This is a genomic window from Hymenobacter rubidus (assembly GCF_016734815.1).
In the GTDB taxonomy this organism is placed as follows: domain Bacteria; phylum Bacteroidota; class Bacteroidia; order Cytophagales; family Hymenobacteraceae; genus Hymenobacter; species Hymenobacter rubidus.
The window spans coordinates 24,113-45,552 of record NZ_JAERQF010000012.1; the positions used below are offsets into that span (position 1 = coordinate 24,113).

The 21,440-nt window shown below is 57.9% G+C and carries 20 protein-coding genes; 12 read left to right on the forward strand and 8 right to left on the reverse strand.

The features are described 5' to 3' along the window. Positions 1-238: 238 nt before the first annotated feature. Positions 239-709: a DUF4199 domain-containing protein gene (locus JKL48_RS10505; RefSeq protein WP_201982161.1), complete on the reverse strand. Its 471-nt coding sequence runs from the start codon at positions 707-709 to the stop codon at positions 239-241. 283 nt (positions 710-992) lie between these two features. Here JKL48_RS10505 and JKL48_RS10510 point away from each other — a divergent pair, with 283 nt between their 5' ends. Both JKL48_RS10510 and JKL48_RS10515 read left to right on the forward strand, forming a co-directional pair. Next, positions 993-2,615, forward strand: a complete 1,623-nt coding sequence (locus JKL48_RS10510) for an ABC-F family ATP-binding cassette domain-containing protein (RefSeq protein WP_201982172.1) — start codon at positions 993-995, stop codon at positions 2,613-2,615. Between the two features lie 100 nt (positions 2,616-2,715). After that, positions 2,716-3,546: a hypothetical protein gene (locus tag JKL48_RS10515; protein WP_201982175.1), complete on the forward strand. Its 831-nt coding sequence runs from the start codon at positions 2,716-2,718 to the stop codon at positions 3,544-3,546. Positions 3,547-3,630: 84 nt separating this feature from the next. On the opposite strand, the gene JKL48_RS10520 is transcribed toward JKL48_RS10515, so the two are convergent. Beyond that, positions 3,631-3,789, reverse strand: coding sequence for a lmo0937 family membrane protein (locus JKL48_RS10520; protein ID WP_201982178.1), 159 nt, complete (start codon positions 3,787-3,789; stop codon positions 3,631-3,633). A gap of 217 nt (positions 3,790-4,006) precedes the next feature. Here JKL48_RS10520 and JKL48_RS10525 point away from each other — a divergent pair, with 217 nt between their 5' ends. Beyond that, positions 4,007-4,894, forward strand: coding sequence for a 3-hydroxybutyryl-CoA dehydrogenase (locus JKL48_RS10525; protein WP_201982179.1), 888 nt, complete (start codon positions 4,007-4,009; stop codon positions 4,892-4,894). Positions 4,895-5,046: 152 nt separating this feature from the next. Continuing rightward, positions 5,047-5,583, forward strand: a complete 537-nt coding sequence (msrA, locus tag JKL48_RS10530; protein WP_201982182.1) for a peptide-methionine (S)-S-oxide reductase MsrA — start codon at positions 5,047-5,049, stop codon at positions 5,581-5,583. Between the two features lie 185 nt (positions 5,584-5,768). Here msrA and JKL48_RS10535 read toward each other — a convergent pair whose 3' ends face one another. Next, positions 5,769-6,593, reverse strand: a complete 825-nt coding sequence (locus JKL48_RS10535; RefSeq protein WP_201982183.1) for a 2,3,4,5-tetrahydropyridine-2,6-dicarboxylate N-succinyltransferase — start codon at positions 6,591-6,593, stop codon at positions 5,769-5,771. A gap of 191 nt (positions 6,594-6,784) precedes the next feature. On the opposite strand from JKL48_RS10535, the gene JKL48_RS10540 reads away from it, so the two are divergent. The 5 genes from JKL48_RS10540 to JKL48_RS10560 all read left to right on the forward strand — a co-directional run bounded on the left by JKL48_RS10540 (position 6,785) and on the right by JKL48_RS10560 (position 12,712). Continuing rightward, on the forward strand, positions 6,785-7,927 hold the full coding sequence (locus tag JKL48_RS10540) for a glycosyltransferase (protein ID WP_394368853.1): 1,143 nt from the start codon (positions 6,785-6,787) through the stop codon (positions 7,925-7,927). Between the two features lie 111 nt (positions 7,928-8,038). Next, positions 8,039-9,049, forward strand: a complete 1,011-nt coding sequence (locus JKL48_RS10545) for a 3-oxoacyl-ACP synthase III family protein (RefSeq protein ID WP_201982185.1) — start codon at positions 8,039-8,041, stop codon at positions 9,047-9,049. A 99-nt stretch (positions 9,050-9,148) separates the two neighbouring features. After that, positions 9,149-9,808 (forward strand): metal-dependent transcriptional regulator, encoded by a 660-nt coding sequence (locus JKL48_RS10550; RefSeq protein WP_201982187.1) that lies wholly within the window; start codon positions 9,149-9,151, stop codon positions 9,806-9,808. After that, the gene (gene mnmE, locus JKL48_RS10555) at positions 9,805-11,217 is read left to right on the forward strand and encodes a tRNA uridine-5-carboxymethylaminomethyl(34) synthesis GTPase MnmE (RefSeq protein WP_201982188.1); all 1,413 of its coding nucleotides are present in this window, start codon (positions 9,805-9,807) and stop codon (positions 11,215-11,217) included. Before JKL48_RS10550 ends, mnmE begins: the two co-directional genes overlap by 4 nt. Positions 11,218-11,422: 205 nt before the next feature. Further along, a complete protein-coding gene (locus JKL48_RS10560) occupies positions 11,423-12,712 on the forward strand; it encodes a citrate synthase (protein ID WP_201982195.1) in 1,290 nt (429 codons plus the stop codon). A gap of 152 nt (positions 12,713-12,864) precedes the next feature. Here JKL48_RS10560 and JKL48_RS10565 read toward each other — a convergent pair whose 3' ends face one another. The 5 genes from JKL48_RS10565 to lepA all read right to left on the reverse strand — a co-directional run bounded on the left by JKL48_RS10565 (position 12,865) and on the right by lepA (position 19,192). Then, positions 12,865-13,239 carry a hypothetical protein gene (locus JKL48_RS10565; RefSeq protein ID WP_201982196.1) on the reverse strand — a complete coding sequence of 125 codons (375 nt, stop codon included), beginning with the start codon at positions 13,237-13,239 and terminating at the stop codon, positions 12,865-12,867. 328 nt (positions 13,240-13,567) lie between these two features. Then, the gene (locus tag JKL48_RS10570) at positions 13,568-15,544 is read right to left on the reverse strand and encodes an OmpA family protein (protein ID WP_236668721.1); all 1,977 of its coding nucleotides are present in this window, start codon (positions 15,542-15,544) and stop codon (positions 13,568-13,570) included. An 8-nt stretch (positions 15,545-15,552) separates the two neighbouring features. After that, a complete protein-coding gene (locus JKL48_RS10575) occupies positions 15,553-16,134 on the reverse strand; it encodes a 7-carboxy-7-deazaguanine synthase QueE (protein WP_201982351.1) in 582 nt (193 codons plus the stop codon). Positions 16,135-16,337: 203 nt separating this feature from the next. After that, positions 16,338-17,252: a bifunctional methylenetetrahydrofolate dehydrogenase/methenyltetrahydrofolate cyclohydrolase FolD gene (folD, locus tag JKL48_RS10580; protein WP_201982197.1), complete on the reverse strand. Its 915-nt coding sequence runs from the start codon at positions 17,250-17,252 to the stop codon at positions 16,338-16,340. A gap of 152 nt (positions 17,253-17,404) precedes the next feature. Beyond that, positions 17,405-19,192: a translation elongation factor 4 gene (gene lepA / locus JKL48_RS10585; RefSeq protein ID WP_201982199.1), complete on the reverse strand. Its 1,788-nt coding sequence runs from the start codon at positions 19,190-19,192 to the stop codon at positions 17,405-17,407. A gap of 157 nt (positions 19,193-19,349) precedes the next feature. Here lepA and JKL48_RS10590 point away from each other — a divergent pair, with 157 nt between their 5' ends. The 3 genes from JKL48_RS10590 to JKL48_RS23095 all read left to right on the forward strand — a co-directional run bounded on the left by JKL48_RS10590 (position 19,350) and on the right by JKL48_RS23095 (position 21,341). Further along, positions 19,350-20,204: a hypothetical protein gene (locus JKL48_RS10590; RefSeq protein WP_201982201.1), complete on the forward strand. Its 855-nt coding sequence runs from the start codon at positions 19,350-19,352 to the stop codon at positions 20,202-20,204. 116 nt (positions 20,205-20,320) lie between these two features. Then, positions 20,321-20,923, forward strand: coding sequence for a Uma2 family endonuclease (locus JKL48_RS10595; protein ID WP_201982203.1), 603 nt, complete (start codon positions 20,321-20,323; stop codon positions 20,921-20,923). Positions 20,924-20,957: 34 nt separating this feature from the next. Continuing rightward, positions 20,958-21,341 (forward strand): MafI family immunity protein, encoded by a 384-nt coding sequence (locus JKL48_RS23095; protein WP_201982205.1) that lies wholly within the window; start codon positions 20,958-20,960, stop codon positions 21,339-21,341. Positions 21,342-21,440 lie beyond the last annotated feature (99 nt).

Below are 21,440 nucleotides of genomic sequence, written 5' to 3' on the forward strand. Positions count from 1 at the left end.
AAAGCCAGGCAGAGCGTAAACAGGAGATAGGACGGCTTGAACATAAAAAACGTTGTTTGTCAGGAAAGGTGCTGGGGCTTTGCTTTGCTGTGAACGCACGCAAGTTAACGTTTAGTTTCTGTTCAGTCTAACTTTTTTTATAAAATCCAGGACGGGAGCGCCAGGATGGCCAATAAAAAACGGCCCAGTACAGGGCCGTTTTTAGATTTTTCTAAGAAGTAAAAGCGAAGGCCAGAGGCTAATCCAAACTGGCGATGGGCTGGTGCTCAGCGCTTTTGAAGTACTGCATGGCAATGAGGGAGGTAATGACGCCGGCCATGGTGCCCAGCAGAATGATGCCTAGCCCACCAATGAGCACGCCCAGGTCGGCCCCGAACAAATCGCGCGCCTGAATCTGCTGAACGGCGCGTTGGCTAATGCCGCCCAGCAACCAGAAAAACGCGCCAAGCAGCACCGAAGCCACCAAAGCCGTGATGATGCCCGTGCCAAAGCCCTGCAGGTAGCCCATGTGGTAGCCCCGCGCCCGCTTGAGCCGCTTGATGGCCAGCACAACGCCCGCAGCCAGAATCACAACGTCCAGGGTACCCGCCTCAATATTGTCGAGAAACCCCGCCATTGCGGCAATGCCCGTGTACACTATCAGCACAACGGCCGTGAGCAGGCCCATGTGCACGCCGTTTTTTTCTGAGGTCAATTCAGTTTCAGCCATGACCAAAAGGGATTAAAGGTGAAAGAAAAGGCCGGCCACGCCGGTGTTCTGTGTTCTGCCCGTTATATACTTGCTTCGGAGGCCAGATGTTGTGCTTGGTCGGTTTTTCGTGCCGGAAAGAGGGCCATGCCGAATAAGCGGCACTTTTTGCCACGCAGGTCCGTTATTTTCGGTGGCCGGGCCACAGTTTTTCCCGCCCGGATTTCTGCGGGGGTGCTGTTGCGTAATTTTGTACGGCGGCGCGCCGTTGCGCCGCCACCGTAAGCTACTATTTTCTGACTGAATGATTTCGACCACCAATGTGAGCCTGCGCTATGGCAAGCGCATCCTGTTTGAAGACGTTACCGCCAAATTCCTACCCGGCAACTGCTACGGCCTCATCGGCGCCAACGGGGCGGGCAAATCCACGTTCCTGAAAATCCTATCGGGCGAGATGGAGCCCAATACCGGCTCCGTGGAAATGCCGGCGGGCCAGCGCCTGGCAGTCCTGAAGCAGAACCAGTTCGCTTACGACGACCAGCCCGTGCTGCAAACCGTGATTCAGGGCCACCAGCGCCTGTATGCGGTGATGCAGGAAAAGGACGCCCTCTACGCCAAAGCCGATTTTTCGGATGCCGACGGCGAGCGCGCCGCCGTGCTCGAAGGCGAGTTTGCCGACCTTGAAGGCTGGAATGCCGAATACGAGGCCGCCGAGCTGCTGTCGGGCTTGGGCATTGTGGAAAGCAAGCACCACGCGTTGATGGCTGACCTGGGGGCCAGCGAAAAAGTACGCGTACTGCTGGCCCAGGCCCTGTTTGGCAACCCCGACGTGCTGCTGCTCGACGAACCCACCAACAACCTCGACGCCGAGAGCGTGCTCTGGCTCGAAAACTTCCTCGACTCGTTTCAGAACACGGTCATTGTGGTGAGCCACGACCGCCACTTCCTCGACGCCGTGTGCAACTACATGGCCGATTTGGACTTCGGCAAAATCACGATGTACCCCGGCAACTACACCTTCTGGTACGAAAGCAGCCAGTTGGCCCTGCGTCAGCGCCAAGACGCCAACAAAAAGACCGAAGACCGCCGCAAAGAGCTGGAAGAATTCGTGCGCCGCTTCTCGGCCAATGCGTCGAAATCGAAACAGGCCACCAGCCGCCAGAAGCTACTGCAAAAGCTGACCCTGGAAGACATCAAGCCCAGCTCGCGGCGCTACCCGTACATCGCCTTCAAATCGGAGCGCGAGCCCGGCAACCAGCTGCTGAGCGTGGAAAACCTGAGTGCTAAAGTAGACGGGCAGACCATTTTCAAGAATGTCAGCTTCACGCTGGATAAAAAGGACAAGGTGGCCATTGTGGGCCGCGACGACCGGGCCGCTTCCCTCCTCTTTGACATTTTGTTCGGTGAGGCCAAAACCCTGACCGGCGAATACAAATGGGGCACCACCATCACGCCGAGCTATTTCCCGAAGGAAAACAACAACTATTTCCAGTCGGGTGAATTAAACCTGGTGGATTGGCTGCGTCAATATTCCGTGGAAAAAGACGAAAGCTTTGTGCGCGGCTGGCTGGGCCGGATGCTGTTTTCGGGCGAGGAGTCGCAGAAGAAATCCAACGTGCTGAGCGGGGGCGAAAAAGTGCGCTGCATGCTCTCGAAAATGATGCTGGAAGGCGGCAACGTGCTCGTGCTCGACGACCCCACGAACCACTTGGACCTGGAAAGCATTACGGCTCTGAACAACGCCCTGCGCGACTATCCGGGCTCCCTGTTGTTTGCCTCCCATGACTTACAATTCATTGAGACGGTGGCCAACCGTATTATTGAATTGACGCCGGACGGCATCATCGACCGGCGCATGAATTACGAAGAATACCTGGCCGACGAAACACTAAAAGCGCAGCGCCAGAAAATGTATCATTTGGCATAAAGCGTTTGAAGAATTGGGAACGAAGAATGAGAAATTCTTTTTACTCATGGGCCATTAATTCTTCATTCCAGCTATTTACCTGTTCCTTTTCATTTCATTCATGAAACGTTATTTGTTTCCGTTGCTGCTAGCCGGGGCGGCTTTTTTGCCAACTCGCCAGGCGTTTGCTCAGGACAAGCCCGTGCTGAATACGGCACCGCCCAGCCCTCCCGCAGCGCAGCCGCGCCCTGTGGAGCCAGTGCCCGCCACGCCAGCGCCTGCCCCCCCTGCGCCGGAGCCCGTTTACGCACCTTCGGCCCCCGCGCCCCAGCCCACGCCGGATGCGCCGTCGGGCCTCAATTTTCCAAACCGCAACGCTACCAAAGCAGGTGGTGCGGAAGACAAGCCGCCAACGAAAAAGTTTATTTATACGAACTTAGGACTAGGATATTCTTCAATAGATGGTATCGGTAATTTTACTGTCAGCCTGGCACCGGCCCTTGGGTATCGGCTGACTGATAAGTTTGCTATTGGTCCAGGTATTTCATATTCGTACAATAACTATTCGCTTTCGCCAGAAACGTTTATTAGAACTTATGGTCGCCCCTATCCATCTCCTACAGGTACGCTTACCGCAAGTGGAGCGAATGACATTTCAAGCAGCAGTTTAGGCTTTAAAGTCTTTGCGCAATACATCTTTTACAAAGAGTTTTTCTTTCACGGCGAATACGAAGTAACCAATGCTCAATTAGTTGGTTACGACAGCTACAACTACTTGGTCAAAATTAATCGCACAGTCAATTCTCCGTTAGCAGGCATCGGTTACCGCTCCTATTTTGGCGAGAAAGCAGCTCTTGACATTTTGGGACTTTATAATTTTGGCAGCTCCGCTTTTTCGCTTTATCCGGGCTTAAATCTTCGCTTTTGCTTTTTATATAACATTGGAAAGTAAAACGACCATTTTTCTCAAACACAAAAAAGCCACGCTGTTTCCAGCGCGGCTTTTTTGTGTTTTTAAGTTAACGCAGGCCTGTAATTACACCGCGCTTCGCCCGCTGATAACGCGGAGCAAAACGGCAATAATGGCAATTACCAGCAGGACGTGAATGATGCCGCCCGTGAAGAAGCCGCCGAAGAAGCTTACTGCCCAAATGATGACAAGAATGACGGCGATGATATACAGGAGGTTGCCCATGGCTTTGGAGGAAAAAAGAGAATGAAGAGAAGGTGAAAAAGTGGTTGAGAAGTGTCTCTGAGGCATTGTACGGGGGTATCTGAAATAAGGATATCATTAATGAAAAATATTTCTCAAACCGCAAACAAAAAGGCGCTTCCCGAGTGGAGGCGTAGCTTTGTTGCGGGGTATTTGCACCCCGGTAAGTGATTTCCCACCCTCTCTTTTCCCGATAGTTATGAACGTCGCCGTAATTGGCTCCGGCACCATGGGCAATGGCATTGCCCACGTGTTTGCCCAGCACGGTTTTTCCGTGGCCCTCATCGACATCCACCAACCGGCGCTGGACCGCGCCCTGGGCACCATCACCAAAAACCTGGACCGCCAGGTGGCCAAAGCCACCCTGAGTGAAGACGATAAAGCCGCCACCCTGGGCCGCCTGAAAACCTATACCTCGCTGGAAGCGGGCGTGGCCGGGGTGGGCCTGGTGGTAGAAGCCGCCACCGAAAACGTGGACCTGAAGCTGCAAATTTTCCGCGACCTGGACCAATATGCGCCGAAAGACGCCATCCTGGCCTCGAACACCTCGTCGATTTCCATCACCAAAATTGCGGCTGTCACCAAGCGCCCGGAGCTGGTAATTGGTATGCATTTTATGAACCCGGTGCCGGTAATGAAGCTGGTGGAAGTAATTCGCGGCTACGCAACTTCCGATGCCGTGACGCAGCAGGTGATGGACCTGTCGCGCCAGCTGGGCAAAACGCCGACCGAGGTGAACGACTACCCCGGTTTCGTGGCCAACCGCATTCTGATGCCGATGATAAACGAGGCCATCATCACGCTGTTTGAGGGCGTGGCCGGCGTGGAGGAAATAGATACCGTGATGAAGCTCGGCATGGCCCACCCGATGGGTCCCTTGCAACTGGCCGATTTTATTGGGCTGGATGTGTGCCTGGCCATTCTGCGGGTGCTGCACGAAGGTTTGGGGAATCCCAAATACGCTCCCTGCCCACTGCTGGTAAACATGGTGATGGCCGGCCGCCTGGGCGTGAAATCGGGCGAAGGTTTCTATCAGTATATAGCTGGCTCGAAGGAGTTGGTGGTGGCGGCGCGGTTCCGGAAGTAAAGCGCGGAGTTTTGGGGAGGGAGCAAAGTTTCGCAGAGAGGATACTTTCTGCGAAACTTTGCTCCCTCCCCGAAACTCCGCGCTATGTAAGGAAATAACCTGCGCCACGTCTACCGCGTTGTTATCAAACACAACGAATCAATTTCCTACCCATGCAAAAAGCAACATTTGGCGCCGGCTGCTTCTGGTGCGTCGAGGCCGTATTTCAGAATTTGAAAGGCGTTGAAAAAGTGGTTTCCGGCTACGCCGGCGGCCGCATCGCCAACCCGACGTATAAGGAAGTGTGCAGCGGCCTCACGGGGCACAATGAGGTTATCGACATCACCTTCGACCCGGCCGTTATCAGCTACAAGGAGCTGCTCGAAATCTTCTGGAAAACCCACGACCCCACCACCCTCAACCGCCAGGGCAACGACGTGGGCACGCAGTACCGCTCGGGCATCTACTACCACAACGAGGAGCAGAAGCAGCTGGCCGAGGAGTATAAAAAGAGGCTCAACGACAACCACGCCTTCCCCAACCCCGTGGTGACGGAGATTCTGCCCGCCCCCACCTTCTACCCCGCCGAAAACTACCACCAGAACTATTTTAACCTGCACGGCCACGAGCCCTACTGCCAGTTTGTGGCCCGCCCCAAAGTGGATAAGGTGAAGGCGCTGTTTGGCGAGAAACTGAAGGCTGGAGTATAACTGTCATTCCGAGCGCAGCGAGGAATCTGAGAAATGAAAAAGGCCGCTTCGTAAGAAGCAGCCTTTTTTGTAGGGGCGGGGTCGTACCCGGAGGGCTTGTCCCCGCCCGTCGTTGAACGGAATCGTTCAGCCGGTACAAACGTCCGGGCGGGGGCAAACCCTCCGGGTACGACCCGGCCCCTACATTATACACTCACCCCAAAGTCACGCAGCGCATCGTTCAACGACGTTTTCAAGTCCGTACTCGGCTTACGCTGGCCGATGATGAGGGCGCACGGCACCTGGTATTCGCCGGCCGGAAACTGCTTGGCAATGGAGCCCGGAATGACCACCGAACGCGGCGGCACGTAGCCGCGGTATTCTTTGGGCTCGGGGCCGGTTACGTCGATGATTTTGGTGCTGCCGGTGATGGTGACGCCCGCGCCAATTACGGCCTCCTTGCCGATGCGGCAGCCCTCCACGAGGATGCTGCGCGAACCGATGAAGGCCCCGTCTTCGATGATGACAGGGGCCGCCTGCACGGGCTCCAGCACGCCGCCGAGGCCCACGCCGCCGCTTAGGTGCACGCCTTTACCCACCTGGGCGCAGCTGCCCACGGTGGCCCAGGTGTCCACCATCGTGCCCTCGCCCACGTAGGCGCCGATGTTGGTGTAGCTGGGCATGAGGATGACGCCGGGGGCCAGAAACGCGCCGTAGCGGGCCACGGCGGGCGGCACCACGCGCACCTGCTGGCCGGCGTAGTCGGTTTTGAGCAGCATTTTGTCGTGGTACTCGAATGGGCCGACTTCCTGCGTGCTCATCTGGCGGATGGGGAAGTAGAGAATCACGGCCTTCTTCACCCATTCGTTGATGGTCCACTCGCCGCCGTCTTCGGTGGGCGGGGTGGCCACGCGCAGGCGGCCTTTGTCCAGCTCTTCGATGACGTGCTCGATGGCGGCTTTGGTTTCGGGGGTTTGCAGCAAGGTGCGGTCGGCCCAGGCGGCTTCAATTTGGGTTTGCAGGTCGGACATGAGGATACAGAATTCACAATGTTTCGCCGGGGACGTCCATGGCGGTCGGAAAGCCGCAAAACTACCACGTGAGCCCCAGCATTGGCGACTGGCAACCCAAAAACCGGCATCTTTGGCTTGTGCTTGGCTCGGCTACTTCCCCTTTTGTGGTGCTTTTGGCATCGGTCCTGAAACCGACGGATGATACCCGGATGCGGGGGAAATTCGCCGAAACCCTGCTTGAACGGCCCCATACGCAGGTTCACATTGCGGGCCGGGCGCCAGCAGTTCCGGACTCCGGCCAAGGCTCATCAGCGAAACTTCGCGTTGCCCAACACTCCATTTTCCAAGGCTCCCGCCTGAGCTTGGCCCGCCTGACAGCCCAGTGGCGCTACTGGCAATTGCTACGGCGCCTACGCCCAGCTCTGGTTATCGTGCATGCTCCGGAGCTGCTGCCCTTGACACTTATGTGGCAGCGGTTAGCCGCAGGTCGGCATTTTCTGTACGACATCCGCGAAAACTACGCGCTGAATGTTTCAACCCAAGGAGTGTACACCGGCCTGTTGCGCCGCGGGCTGGCAGCCGGGCTGCGCTGGGTAGAAGCACAGGCGGCGCGGCGGGCAGCAGGTATTATTCTGGCCGAGGAAAGCTACGCCGCGGAGTTGCCGTTTCTATCCGACCTGCCGGCAGGCCGCGTGGTGGTTCTGGAAAACAAATACCAGCCGACCTCCGCCGAAATCCTGCCCCGCGAGCCGCACACGCTTCCCTCACCACATGAGCCCTTGCGGCTCTTGTTTTCGGGCACTATCTCGAAGCTCAATGGCCTATGGGAAGCCGTGGAGGTGGCAGAAGCCCTCCACCACGGCTGCGGCTGGCCTGGCGGGGTGGTGCTTACCATCGTTGGGTTTTGCCAGCAGCCAGAGTTGCTGCGGGAGCTGCAGGAGCGCATTTCCGAACTGGGTTTTATCCGGTTGATTGGAGGGGCAGCCCTGGTTCCGCATACCGAAATTGTGGCCGAGATTGGACGTAGCCACCTGGGATTGGCCCTCTACCGGCCGCACCCCAGCACGGAACGGTGCCGGCCCACCAAGCTGTTTGAGTACCTCGCGCACGGCCTGCCGGTGCTGGTGCCCGCCAATCCGCTTTGGCAAACGCTCATTCAGCAGCACGATGCCGGCCTCACATTTGACCTAAATGCTCCTTCTCCCTCCAACGCCGTTGCCGCGCTGCTCAAGGAGCTAATGGCCCGCACCAAACTGGCCGGCCGGCATTTTTACCGCAATGGCGTCCCGGCCAGTGTGCTCTGGGCAGAAGAGGGCAAAAAATTGTGGCATTTGCTGGATACTGTCGTTTAACCTGCCACCTTTGCCCCCATTTTGCGTCTTCCGCTCTAGTGCCGGGCGCACTACAACCGCCAATTTTCGCCTTTTCTCACCCCGAATTCCCACCCATCTCTTCTCTCCATCATGGCTACTTTACGTCACGCTTACCTTGCCGGAGTCGGCCATTACGTCCCCAGCCGGGTTGTTACCAACGCCGAGCTGGAACCGATGCTTAACACCTCCGACGCCTGGATTCAGGAGCGCACCGGCATTCGGGAGCGGCGCTGGTTTGCCGAAGGCACCGACACCACCGCCAACATGGGCGCCAACGCTGCCCGCAAAGCCCTGGAAATGGCGGGCCTTGAGCCCAACGACGTGCAGCTCATCGTATTCGCCACCCTCTCGCCCGACTACTTTTTCCCCGGCTCCGGCGTGCTCCTGCAGCGCGAACTGGGCATGACCAACAACTGCCCCGCCCTCGACGTGCGCAACCAGTGCTCAGGTTTTATCTACGGCCTGTCGGTGGCCGACCAGTTCGTCCGTACCGGCATGTACGACACGGTGCTGGTGGTGGGCTCCGAAATTCATTCCTCCGGCCTCGACAAGACGCCCGAAGGCCGCGGCGTATCCGTTATTTTTGGTGATGGCGCCGGAGCTGTGGTGCTGCGGCCCAGCACCACCGAAGGTCAGGGCATTCTCAGCACCCACCTGCACGCCCAGGGCGAGTACGCCGAGGAGCTAATTGTGAAAGAGCCCAGCTCGAACCGCGACAACCGCAACCAGCGCATGATGGAAAAGAAGGAGGACCTCTACCCCTACATGAACGGCCAGAACGTGTTCAAGCACGCCGTGGTGCGCTTTCCGCAGGTCATCAAGGAGGCCCTCGACCAGAACGGCTACCAGTCCACCGATGTCGATATGCTCATCCCTCACCAGGCCAACCTGCGCATCACCCAATACGTGCAGCAGAAAATGGGCCTGACCGACGACAAGGTGTTCAGCAACATTCAGCGCTACGGCAACACCACCGCCGCTTCCGTGCCCATTGCCCTGAGCGAGGCGGTGCAGGAAGGCAAAATCAAGCGCGGCGACCTAGTGTGTCTCGCCGCGTTTGGCTCCGGCTTCACCTGGGCCTCGGCCCTGATTAAATGGTAGATTTTTGAGCTGTTAGCCAATAGCGGTTAGCTATTAGATTATGTTCAATAAAAAGCCAGCAGCTAGCAGCTGATGGCTAAAAGCTAACAGCTAGCAAGAATGACCATTACCGAGGAAAACTACCTAAAAGCCATTTACAAGCTGGCGGAAGCTGAGCCGGAAACCGCCGGCGTGAGCACCAATCGCATTGCGGCCGCTCTAACGACCCGGGCGGCCTCCGTCACCGATATGCTGCGCCGGCTGGCTGAGAAAGGCCTCCTCAACTACGAGAAATACCGGGGCGTGCAGCTCACGACCGAAGGCCAGCGTCTGGCTTTGCTCACCATCCGCAAGCATCGGCTGTGGGAAGTGTTCTTGGTGCAGCAGCTGGGCTTTAGCTGGGACGAGGTGCACGAAGTGGCCGAGGAGCTTGAACACGTGCAGTCGCCGCTGCTCATGCGCCGACTCGATGCCTTTCTGGGTCACCCCGCCCTCGACCCCCACGGCGACCCCATTCCGGCCGAAGACGGCGCCGTGCGCCGTCCCGCTACCCGCCTGCTGGCCGACCTGTGCGCGGGCGAGCACGGCACGCTGGCCGCCGTCAAAAACACCTCGGCTCCCTTCCTGCAATACCTGGACAAGGTAGGCTTGCAACTCGGCGCACTGGTTGAAGTGCTGGACAAAGTAGCGTTTGATAACTCGTTTGAAATCTGCATTAATCGTAAACGCACCGCATTAATTTCAGCCGAAGTCAGCTGCAATTTGTTAGTAACGGAATGACGCCGCTTTTCACCGATACCATTGTAGCGCTTTCCACACCGCCGGGCGCGGGCGCGCTGGCCATTATCCGCCTTTCGGGGCCCGCTGCTGTACCCATCACGGCCGCTGTGTTCTCGAAAAAGGCCTTGGCTGACGCTCCCGGCAACACCTTGCACTACGGCACGCTGCGCGACCCCACCACGGGCGAAACCCTCGACGAAGTAGTGATGAGTCTGTTTCGAGCCCCCCGCTCTTTTACTCGCGAAGACGTGATTGAAATCAGCTGCCACGGCTCCGACTACGTGGTGCGGCAGGTGTTGGCCCTGCTCCTGCGCCAGGGTGCCCGGCTGGCCGAAGCCGGCGAGTTCACGAAGCGCGCCTTCCTCAACGGTGCCTTGGACCTGGCGCAGGCCGAAGCCGTCGCCGACCTCATCGCCGCCGACTCTGCACTCAGCCACCGCGTGGCGCTTAACCAATTGCGGGGCGGCTTCTCGCAGGAATTGCGCGAGCTGCGGGCCCGGCTCATCAAGTTTGCGGCGCTGCTGGAGCTGGAGTTGGATTTCGGCGAAGAAGACGTCGAATTTGCCGACCGCAGCGGCCTGGCCCAACTGCTGGCCGAGGTGCGTGGCGTGGTGCTGGGCCTGCTGCGCTCTTTTGAGCTTGGCAACGTCATCAAAAACGGCATTACCGCCGTCATTGCCGGGCGGCCCAACGCCGGCAAGTCGACCCTGCTCAATGCTTTGCTGCGCGAGGAACGCGCCATTGTGTCGGCCATTCCGGGCACCACCCGCGACTTTATTGAAGACGAAGTGAGTCTCGACGGCCTGCGTTTCCGCTTTGTGGACACGGCCGGCCTGCGCGACAACCCGGCCGATGAAGTGGAAGCCATTGGCGTGCAGCGCACGCGCCAGCGGGTGCGGCAGGCGGCCTTGCTGCTGTATCTGTTCGATTTGACCGAAATGACGCCCGCCGAGGTGCAAGCCGAAATCAATGAGCTTACCACCGGCCTGGACTTGCCGGTTTTAGCCATCGGCAACAAAACCGACCTGGCCACGCCAGACACCCTGGCTTCCTTTGACACGGATACCCCAACGGGCTCGCCGCTAACTGTGCCCGTGGTGTTGGTAGCCGCCGGCCAAAACCAGGGCTTGGAGGCGCTGCAAACGACCCTGGTGGCCCAGGTGCGCGGCGCGGCGCTGGAAAACACGGCCTCTGCCACCATCGTCACCAACGTACGCCACGCCAGGGCGTTGGAAATGGCCGCCAGTCACCTCGCCGCCGTCCAGGCGGGCCTCGATACCGGACGAGGCACGGAGCTGCTGGCGGCCGACCTGCGCCACGCTCTGGCGGCTTTGGGCGAAATCACGGGCGAGATATCTTCTGAAGATTTGCTCACCAGCATATTCACACAGTTTTGCATTGGCAAGTGAGCGTAGCTGGACAAGCATTTGCCTGCCTCTGCTCACAATCGACGCAAACGTTGCCAAGCAAGCTCACTCCTTGTATATGAGCCTATTTACCCCCACCGCCTGCCGCCTCTTTTATCCTGAATGTGGCCCTTAATCTAAGAAAATTTCCCGGCTTACAGTGTATGCGTTAGTTTCGCACTCTATTCCCCTAATACTCCTCCCGCCCATGGCAGAAACTGCTGAACTCATCCTCGACGGCAAGTCCATCACCTTGCCCGTTATTGAAGGCACCGAACACGAAAAAGCGTTTGACATCGGCAAGCTGCGCGACCAAACCGGTTACGTTACCCTCGATTCGGGCTACAAAAACACCGGCGCCACCAAAAGCGCTATCACCTTCCTCGACGGCGAAGAAGGCATCCTGCGCTACCGTGGCTATCCCATTGAGCAGCTGGCCGAAAAGTCGAGCTTCCTGGAAGTAGCTTACCTGCTGATTTACGGCGCCCTGCCGACCACTGCCGAGTTGGATAACTTTAGCGGCCAAATCACCAAGCACACGCTGGTGCACGAGGACATGCGCAAGATTTTCGACGGCTTCCCCTCGGCCACGCACCCCATGGCCATCCTGTCGTCGCTCATCTGCGCCCTCACCGGCTTCTATCCGCAGAGCGTGTCGCCCGACCTCAGCCCCGAGGAACTGGACCTGAACGTGATTCGCCTGATGGCGAAAATGCCGACCATTGCGGCCTGGACCTATAAAAACAACATGGGCCATCCGTTGAACTACCCGCGCAACGACATGGACTATTGCGCGAACTTCCTCTACATGATGTTCAGCTTCCCCACCGAGAAGTACGAAATCAACCCGGTAGTGGTAAGTGCCCTCAACAAGCTCCTGATTCTGCACGCCGACCACGAGCAAAACTGCTCTACCAGCACCGTACGCCTCGTGGGCTCAGCCAACGCCAGCCTGTATGGCTCGGTTTCGGCCGGCATCAACGCCTTGTGGGGCCCGCTGCACGGCGGTGCCAACCAGGAAGTGATTGAAATGCTGGAAGCCATTGAGGCTGATGGCGGCGACACCAGCAAGTTCATCGCCAAAGCTAAGGACAAGAACGACTCGTTCCGCCTCATGGGCTTCGGCCACCGCGTATACAAGAACTTCGACCCGCGCGCCAAAATTATCAAAAAGGCTGCCGACGAAGTGCTGCAAGCCCTCGGCATGCAGGACAGCCCCCTGCTGAAAATCGCGCAGGAGCTGGAGCAAGCCGCCCTGACGGACCAGTACTTCATCGACCGCAAGCTGTACCCGAACGTGGACTTTTACTCGGGCATCATCTACAAAGCCCTGGGCATCCCCACCGAGATGTTCACGGTCATGTTCGCCCTGGGCCGCCTCCCCGGCTGGATTGCCCAGTGGAAAGAGATGCGCGAAAACAAAGAGCCCATCGGCCGCCCGCGCCAGATTTACACCGGCGAGCTGGAGCGCGACTACACCGAAATCGGTGCCCGCTAGCGTTTTAGTTGCTCGTTGTCAGTTGTTAGCTCGTGCTGGTATTGTCATTAGAAGCTAACAACTGACAACGAGCAACTAACAACTAGAATGGCAAAACAAAAAGCCCGCTCTTCGAAGCGGGCTTTTTCGTGTCCGGCCGGGGAGCACCTCCCCTATTTGATGCGGTGCGCGGTAAAATTGCTGCGAAGGGCTTGATAAGCGACCAGTTGCTGGGGCTGTAGCAGGTTGGCCAACTCGTTTTCGTAGCGCTGCTGGGCAATGGCGAGCTGGGTGTCCCGCTCTTCTGCGCCTGCCCCGTTGAGCAGAATTTCCAGGTCGCGGCGCTCGGTCAGCATCTGCAGGTGTAGTTGCTTCACGGCCAGGTACTGGGCCTCGTTGAAGTGGATGCATTGCGCCAAGGCCCGGGTGAGCGTCGTGGCCCGGGTTATCATGGCCGCCGAATAAGCGCCTTCGCCGGGACCTGCGGCCGCTACTGGTGCCGCACCTACTCCCGAAGCAATGCAAATGGCCAGAAAGAGATTTTTCATGGAATTTAGGGATAATGGTTAAAAATGATGTCTTGAAGGCCAACGCTGCTGTCATTGGTCATTTCAAACGTAGTCACAAATATTTATTGGATGAAAAAACATTTTTATGGCACTTTTTTAATTAGAACATTCTTCTCCCATACGATAAAATCCTCATTAATAACGTGTTGCTATTTAACAAAAAATCTTGTCATGAGGTAAAAAAAAAGCCCGCCAACGGGCGAGCCATATTTTTTTACCCCACAAATGCTATTAAATTTTCACTTACCTAAAGTATAGCTTTAGGTAAACTCTAATCCTGGTAAGCTGCACTCACTCGCCAGCCAAGTTAAAGAATGTGCAATTCGATGCGCCGGTTCAGTTGGCGGTGCGCCTCAGTGTCGTTCGCAGCGAGGGGATGGCCTTCGCCGTAGCCTTTTGAACGCAGGCGACTGACCGCTATGCCGTGGGTAGACAGGTATTCGACCACCGACTGGGCCCGGCGCTGCGAAAGCTGGATGTTGGATTCGGGGGTTCCCACGTTGTCGGTGTAGCCAGATACCTCAATCTGCACGTCGCGGTACTGCTGCAGGAACTCAATCAGGCGGTTGAGCTCGGTGCGGGACTGCGGCTTCAAGTCGTATTTATTGGTATCGAAAAACAGGTTGTTGAGCACCACGCTCCGGCCGGAGCGCACCGGCTCTAGGTAGATATCCAACGCCGTGGGGTTGAAAGCGTGCTGGTTGGTGTAGTCGAAGCTAAGGCTTTTGAGCAGGTATTTGTCGGCCGAGGCGTACATGGCATAGTGGTGGCCTTCGTTGAGCACCACGATGTAGTCGCCATACTCGGGGTCGGAGGTTACGAACTGCGTGAGGGCATCGGTGTCGAGGTCGTAGAGCTTGACCGCAGCCTTGAGCGGCTTTTTGGTCGTGGCATCAAACACACGCCCTTGGGTGTAAGTACTGGTTTCGCGGGCCTTCACGGGCGGGGGCACTGCGAAGCCAAATAACTCAACGGGCCGCTCCCGGGCCAGGCGGTAGCCGGCGGCGGGCTCATCGGAGGCGCGGCTGCGCGAGCAAAAGCCTTTTTGGTTATCGGAAGTCACGAAAAGGGAAGCCTCGTTCTCGAAGGTATTGAGCGGGTAGCCGAGGTTGCGCGGCTCGCTCCAGTTGCCGGCCGGGTTTCGCTCGCAACGAAACACATCCAGGCCGCCCATGCCGACCAACCCATCGGTGACGTAGTAAAGGGTGGTGCCGCTGGCGTGAATGAACGGGGCCATGTCCTTGCCGGGCGTGTTCACGGGGGTGCCCAGGTTCTGGGCGGGGCTCCAGTTGCCGTCGGGCTGCAGCGTGGTTACGTAAATATCTTCCTGGCCCTGTCCGCCGCGGCGGGTGGAGGTGAAGTACAGCGTGCGGCCATCGGCCGAGAGCGAGGGCTGCGAGTCCCACTCCGTAGAGTTCACGTTCAGGCCCAGGTTCATGGGCGGGCTCCAGTTGTTGCCGGTGCGGCGCGAAATGTACAGGTCGCAGTTGCCGATGGCCTTGGGCCGGTCGCAGGAGGCAAACACCAGCGTTTTGCCATCGCCGGAAATCGTGCCGGCCCCCTCGTTGTAGCTGGAGTTGATGGCAGGTGAAATGGGCACGGGTTCGCCCAGGCTGCCGTCTTTGTTTTGGCGGCTCACATACAGGTCTTCGCCGCTGCTGGCCGCCGGGCGCCCGGTAAACAGCAGAAAGCGGTTGTCGGCCGTTAGCGCCGGAAAATACTGAAACTTAAAGGCATTGAGCGGCGCCGGCAGCGGCACCGGCGCGTCGCCCACGGGGTGTTTCATGGCATCGAGCGCAAACTCGCAGGTGAGCAGATTCCGCTGCGACTTAGTCATGTTCTTCTGCGTCTTGGGCGCCACTTTCATCAGTTGCCGATAGGCGTCGAGCGCAGTTTGGTATTCGCCGTAGCTCAACGCCAGGTCGCCCAAGAGCTGATATTCAGAGGCGTGCACGGGGTCGGCAGGCACTTTGGCCAGGCCGTCGCGGTAGGCAGCCAGCGCGCCCTTATTGTCGCCCATGGCTTTGAGCAAGGAGCCCTTTAGCAGAAATGCCTCCCCGAACGACGGAAACTTCTGGTTGAGTTGGGTAAGTGTTTCAACGGCTTTGCTGAAGTCCCGGTCCTTGGTTTGCTGCTGGGCTTTTTCCAGCAGGCTGCGGGCCTTGGTGTTGGCGGGCGTCTGCACTTTGGGCGGAAGCTGGGCCCAGCCCGTTTCGGCTGAGGCCAGCGCAAGCAGCCACACCATTCCGAGGCGCACGGCCCCCAACACTGAAATGCGACGCATAGACGAGGTTACGGGATGTCGAGGTATTTGTGAGTCTGGAGCGATACCTGCCAGCGGGGGTGCTGCTTCACGTATTCCACCAGTTCGGGGGTCATGCGGGCGGCGCGGCTCCATTCGGGCTGCAAGTATAGGCGAGTGGTGGCGGGCACCAAGGCCGCGTGCTCCTCCGCCCAGGCAAAATCGTGGCTGTTGAAGACGACAACCTTGAGCTCGTGCGCTGCTGCCAGCACTTCGGGCAACGGGGCCTTGAATTTTTTAGGCGACAAACACACCCAGTCCCAAGTGCCCGACAGCGGGTGCGCGCCCGAGGTTTCGAGCCAGGTGCGGCAGCCAGCAGCGTGCAGGGCCTCGGTGAGGGGGCCCAGGTTGTGCATGAGCGGCTCGCCGCCAGTCACGACCACGTCGCGGCCGGGGTGGGCCAGCACCGCTTCTACCAGCTGCGCTACCGTTTGGCGGGGGTGCGCATCGGCATCCCACGACTCTTTCACGTCGCACCATACGCAGCCCACGTCGCAGCCGCCCAGCCGGATAAAGTAGGCCGCCCGTCCCGTATTATAGCCTTCGCCCTGAATGGTGTAAAACTGCTCCATCACGGGCAATTGCACGCCGGTAGCGGAAGGGGCACTTTCCTGAGAAGGTGCAATTAAGTCGGGGGAAAGTAACGTCACGGAAATCATAACTAAAAGGCGTCAGAAAGCGAAGCAACCTGAACGCCAGCCAGGAGACATACCGTTCCCAAGGCCGGACTTTAAAAGTACAGCTAACTCCCAGCTTAACCAAATATTGCTAAAAATCAGTTTGCCGCTTTCGGGTAGATTTCGCCCTTGGCGGCCCGTAAAGTATTCAGCAAAAGCATGGCAATGGTCATGGGGCCCACACCGCCGGGCACCGGCGTAATAGCTGAGGCCAGCGGCGCTACCTCCGTAAAGTTCACATCGCCTTTCAGCGTGTAGCCGCTTTTTTTGCTGGCATCGGCCACGCGGGTGGTGCCCACGTCGATGACCACCGCGCCGGGCCGTATCATATCGGCCGTCACGAACTCGGGCCGACCGATGGCCGCCACCACGATATCGGCCGTACGGCAGATTTCAGCCAGGTTCTGGGTGCGGGAATGGCACAAAGTAACGGTGCAATTAGCCGTATCCAAGTTTTTGGCCAGCAATATACTAACTGGTGTTCCAACAATATTGGAGCGGCCAATGACCACGGCATGCTTGCCGCTGGTTTTGATGCCCTGGCGAGCCAGCAGCTCAACGATTCCTGAGGGCGTGGCAGGCAGCAGGGCGGGCAGGCCAGCCACCATCCGGCCGATGTTCATGGGGTGAAAGCCGTCCACGTCTTTCTCGGGCCGGATGGCTTCGATGACCTTTTCGGGGTCGATGTGCTTCGGCAGCGGCAGCTGCACGATGAAGCCGTCGATTTCGGGGTTGTGGTTCAACTCATCGACTTTGGCCAGCAGCTCGGCCTCGGTGATGTCGTCCTCGTAGCGCAGCAGCGTGGAGGCAAAGCCCACCCGCTCGCAGGCCAGCACCTTGTTGCGCACATAGGTTTCGGAGCCGCCGTCGTGGCCCACCAGAATGGCGGCGAGGTGGGGCACCTTTTGGCCAGCGGCTTTCAGGGCCGCTACTTCGGTGGCGATTTCGGCTTTGATGTCTTCGGCGGTTTGTTTGCCGTCGATGAGGTTGGATGTGGTGGTGGTTGAGTTCATTGTTTACTTGTCATCCTGAGCGCAGCGAAGGACCTTATCACGTCCGCGCCGCTCAATCAAATGGAATCCCGAGAATGCAGCCGTGATAAGGTCCTTCGCTGCGCTCAGGATGACAAAATAAAAAAGGCGGCCCGAAAGCCGCCTTTATCAAATCAATCAATTTTAAGCACCGCCAGGAAGGCTTCCTGCGGGATTTCGACCGAGCCCACCGAGCGCATCCGCTTCTTGCCTTCTTTCTGCTTTTCGAGCAGTTTGCGCTTGCGGCTAATGTCGCCGCCGTAGCACTTGGCAATTACGTTTTTGCGCAGGGCTTTCACGGTTTCGCGGGCGATGATTTTCTGGCCGATGGACGCCTGAATGGCGATGTCGAACATCTGGCGGGGCAGCAGTTCGCGCAGCTTCTCGCAGAGGCGCTTGCCCCACTCGTAGCTCTTGGAGCGGTGCACGATGGCCGAAAGGGCATCCACTTTCTCCCCGTTCAGCATCACGTCGAGCTTCACCATGTCGGATTCGCGGAAGCCAATCAGCTCGTAGTCGAGCGAGGCGTAGCCGCGACTGATGGATTTGAGCTTGTCGAAAAAGTCAAACACGATTTCGGACAGCGGCAACTCAAAGCTCATTTCCACCCGCTCCGACGTCAGGTAGCTCTGGCCTTTGATAATGCCGCGCTTTTCCATGCACAGCGTGATGATGGGGCCGACGTACTCCGAAGCCGTGATAATCTGGGCCTTGATGTACGGCTCCTCGATGTACTTAATCAGGTTCGGCTCGGGCATTTCGCTCGGCGCGTTGATGGTCAGCAGCTGGTCCTTGGTGCCGGTGGCGTGAAACTGCACGCTGGGCACCGTGGTGATGACCGTCATGTTGAACTCACGCTCCAAGCGCTCCTGCACGATTTCCATGTGCAGCATGCCCAGGAAGCCGCAGCGGAAGCCGAAGCCCAGGGCCACCGACGTTTCGGGCTCCCAGACAAGCGAGGCGTCGTTGAGCTGCAGCTTTTCCATGCTGGAGCGCAGCTCTTCGTACTCGGTGGTATCGACGGGGTAAATGCCGGCGAAAACCATCGGTTTCACATCGGCGAAGCCCTGGATGGCTTCGGGCGTGGGGCGGTTGACGTGGGTGATGGTGTCGCCTACCTTCACCTCGCGGGCTTCCTTGATGCCCGAGATGAGGTAGCCCACGTTGCCGGCCTCCATCACCTGGCGCGGCTCCTGGTTCAAACCCAGAATGCCGATTTCGTCGGCGCCGTATTCCTTGCCGGTGGCCATGAAGCGGAGCTTGTCGCCCTTCTTCATCACGCCGTTCTTGATGCGGAACAGGACTTCAATGCCGCGGTAGGAGTTGAAGACCGAGTCGAAAATCAAAGCCTGCAGCGGGGCTTCCGGGTCGCCGGAGGGAGCGGGCACCCGCTCGCAGATAGCGTTCAGGATGGCCTCGATGCCGATGCCGGCCTTGCCCGAAGCGTGGATGATGTCTTCGGGTTTACACCCAATCAGGTCCACGATTTCGTCGGTCACCTCCTCCGGCATGGCGTGCGGGAGGTCGATTTTGTTGAGCACGGGAATGATTTCCAAATCGGCCCCGATGGCGAGGTAGAGGTTGGAAATCGTCTGGGCTTCGATGCCTTGTGAGGCGTCGACGATGAGCAGGGCGCCTTCGCAGGCCGCGATGCTGCGGCTCACTTCGTAGCTAAAATCGACGTGGCCGGGGGTGTCAATCAGGTTCAGCGTGTAGATTTCCCCTTTGTAGGGGTACTGCATCTGGATGGCGTGGCTCTTGATGGTGATGCCGCGCTCGCGCTCCAGGTCCATGTTGTCGAGCAGCTGGGCCTGCATGTCGCGCTTGGCCACGGTGCTGGTAAACTCCAGCAGGCGGTCGGCCAAGGTACTCTTGCCGTGGTCGATGTGGGCAATGATGCAAAAGTTGCGGATATTCTTCACAGAGGGCGGTTTTTCAGAGGGCGAAGGTACGAACCACCGGGCGCAAAAGCCAGAGACGAAGGGAAAGGACGTCGGTTGGCAAACGAGAACTACAATATGGGTATAGCTGCTTAGTTTTGTCGATTCCCCTATTTCGAACGAGTACTTAAACCTGTCCATGCAACCGGAAGCCACTGCAACAACCATTGACTCGCGACTCAACGACAAGCGTAAGTTTCTCATTTCGGCCCTCAACGGCACAGGGCTGTATGTGCTGGCGTATTACCTGGTGTGGGGCCTGCACGAGGCGGCGAAGTTTGGCATTTCCAGTTTTTATCATTTGCGGGGCAAGTGGGACCCCAGCCGGATTACTTACACCATAGCGGATAACGAATGGTGGCGCACCGCCGTGGTGGCCGTGTATGGCATGGGCCCGGCCGTGTGCTTGGCGGCCGGCCTAGTGGCTTTTTGGTGGTATTGGAAAAAGGAACGGGCCCGCCGCGGGCAGTTTAAATTATTTCTCCTCTGGATTGCTCTGCACGCTTGCAACGCGGTATTTGGGGCGCTGCTGGCCGACACGTTTACCCATTCCGGCTTCTGGTACGTGCCCGACTGGCTGATAAACCTTGGAAATGCTGTGGATGTAATCCTCGCGCTACTGGCCGGCATGACGCAGCTGGCGCTGGGCTACTTTGCCGCCGTTGCCTTTCTGCAAGCGCATGACTCAAAAACGGTGATGCGCTACTCCAACCGCCAATGGATGGTGTTGAGTACGCTGGTAGCGCCTTGGGTAGTGGGCAGCCTTTTCATTAGCGCAACGAAGGGGACTTATTTAACCGTCCAGGAGGGCTTGCACATGCTCATGATGGTTTTATTGCTAATTCCCCTGGCGCTGGGCTGCCTCAACGAAACGTTTGAATCGACGGTAAGGCGGGCGCAGGCCACCCACGTTGTTTGGGGCTTGGTGGTCTTGGCTGTGGTGGTGGCGCTGGTTTGGCGTGTGGTGCTGAGCCCCCCGGTAATGTTTGGGTGATTCCTGCATTCCATATGACATAATTATGTAGAAACGATTACTCGCTCTCGAAACGCCCCAGCAATCTTGCCGGGGCGTTTTTCGTACCTTAGTAACCCGCCATTATCCGATTCGCTATGAACCCGCTCTTTGCCGACGAACCCCTGGTGCTGGACGACCCCTACATGAGCCGCATGAGTGAGGCCGAGTTTTTCGACTTCTGCCAGCAGCACCGCAAGTGGCGCATCGAGCGCAACGCCCAGCAAGAAATTCTAGTCGCGGCTTCTGTTGGCTTGCTCAGGAGCCGGCGTGGCGCCCACCTTATCGGTCAACTTGGTATGTGGTGGAACCAACATCCCGAAACCGGCGAAATCTTCGATTCTAACGCCGGCTTCACGCTGCCCAACGGCGCGGTGCGCTCGCCCGATGCCTCGTGGGTGCCGGCCGCACAGTGGAACGCGCTGAGCTTGGAGCAGCAGGAGAAATTCGCGCACGTGTGCCCGGCGTTTGTGGTGGAGTTGCGGTCCAAAACCGACTCGCTACGCGTGCTGCTGGCCAAGATGGAAGAGTACCGCGAGAACGGCACCGCGCTGAGCTGGCTGCTGTCCTGCGACGACGAAACGGCCTATATTTTCCGGGCTGAAGAACCAGGCTATGAGACACTGGAAGGGTTTGAGCGGGAGTTGTCGGGCGAGGACGTACTGGTGGGGTTTGGGCTGGATTTGCGGAAACTGCGGTAATTTTTCTTAGCCCTATTGCCTAATAGACTTCACTGTGAATCTTACTGATGGGCTTAGGAATTGGCTGAATACAGTCTTTGAGAAAAAGACTGTCCCACGTCGTGAGGAACTGCTACAAATGGTGCTAGCTGGAGCCGCTACTTTGGGTTTGCCCCAAAGAGATATTCAGAACGCGCAGGAAATGTTAGATTATGATGAGTACCAACTTGGCTTTGACATTATTGTCGTACAGTTGCATGAATTTGAAATAGAAATAACCGAACAATACTTTCTCCTTCTTGAGCAAGTAGCAAATCGGTTACAAATTCCAGCAACCAAGTATGTTTTTGTAAAGGAATTGATACGGTCACCGAAGCACATTCCTAAACCGGTAAGCGACAAGCTCAGTTTACTGCTACAGATGCTCAAGGAGCAATAGCCACTAAGCCCCGGCCGACCCCGCCGGGGCGTTTTTCGTACCTTCGTGTACGTTTTCCACCCTCACGGATGCGGACTGAAAGTTCGCGCTACTCCCCAA

Coding starts and splice junctions, on each gene's coding strand:
- JKL48_RS10505 (WP_201982161.1), bottom strand. CDS start 709: ATGGCTGAAACTGAATTGACCTCAGAAAAAAACGGCGTGCACATGGGC.
- JKL48_RS10510 (WP_201982172.1), top strand. CDS start 993: ATGATTTCGACCACCAATGTGAGCCTGCGCTATGGCAAGCGCATCCTG.
- JKL48_RS10515 (WP_201982175.1), top strand. CDS start 2,716: ATGAAACGTTATTTGTTTCCGTTGCTGCTAGCCGGGGCGGCTTTTTTG.
- JKL48_RS10520 (WP_201982178.1), bottom strand. CDS start 3,789: ATGGGCAACCTCCTGTATATCATCGCCGTCATTCTTGTCATCATTTGG.
- JKL48_RS10525 (WP_201982179.1), top strand. CDS start 4,007: ATGAACGTCGCCGTAATTGGCTCCGGCACCATGGGCAATGGCATTGCC.
- msrA (WP_201982182.1), top strand. CDS start 5,047: ATGCAAAAAGCAACATTTGGCGCCGGCTGCTTCTGGTGCGTCGAGGCC.
- JKL48_RS10535 (WP_201982183.1), bottom strand. CDS start 6,593: ATGTCCGACCTGCAAACCCAAATTGAAGCCGCCTGGGCCGACCGCACC.
- JKL48_RS10540 (WP_394368853.1), top strand. CDS start 6,785: ATGCGGGGGAAATTCGCCGAAACCCTGCTTGAACGGCCCCATACGCAG.
- JKL48_RS10545 (WP_201982185.1), top strand. CDS start 8,039: ATGGCTACTTTACGTCACGCTTACCTTGCCGGAGTCGGCCATTACGTC.
- JKL48_RS10550 (WP_201982187.1), top strand. CDS start 9,149: ATGACCATTACCGAGGAAAACTACCTAAAAGCCATTTACAAGCTGGCG.
- mnmE (WP_201982188.1), top strand. CDS start 9,805: ATGACGCCGCTTTTCACCGATACCATTGTAGCGCTTTCCACACCGCCG.
- JKL48_RS10560 (WP_201982195.1), top strand. CDS start 11,423: ATGGCAGAAACTGCTGAACTCATCCTCGACGGCAAGTCCATCACCTTG.
- JKL48_RS10565 (WP_201982196.1), bottom strand. CDS start 13,239: ATGAAAAATCTCTTTCTGGCCATTTGCATTGCTTCGGGAGTAGGTGCG.
- JKL48_RS10570 (WP_236668721.1), bottom strand. CDS start 15,544: ATGCGTCGCATTTCAGTGTTGGGGGCCGTGCGCCTCGGAATGGTGTGG.
- JKL48_RS10575 (WP_201982351.1), bottom strand. CDS start 16,134: ATGGAGCAGTTTTACACCATTCAGGGCGAAGGCTATAATACGGGACGG.
- folD (WP_201982197.1), bottom strand. CDS start 17,252: ATGAACTCAACCACCACCACATCCAACCTCATCGACGGCAAACAAACC.
- JKL48_RS10590 (WP_201982201.1), top strand. CDS start 19,350: ATGCAACCGGAAGCCACTGCAACAACCATTGACTCGCGACTCAACGAC.
- JKL48_RS10595 (WP_201982203.1), top strand. CDS start 20,321: ATGAACCCGCTCTTTGCCGACGAACCCCTGGTGCTGGACGACCCCTAC.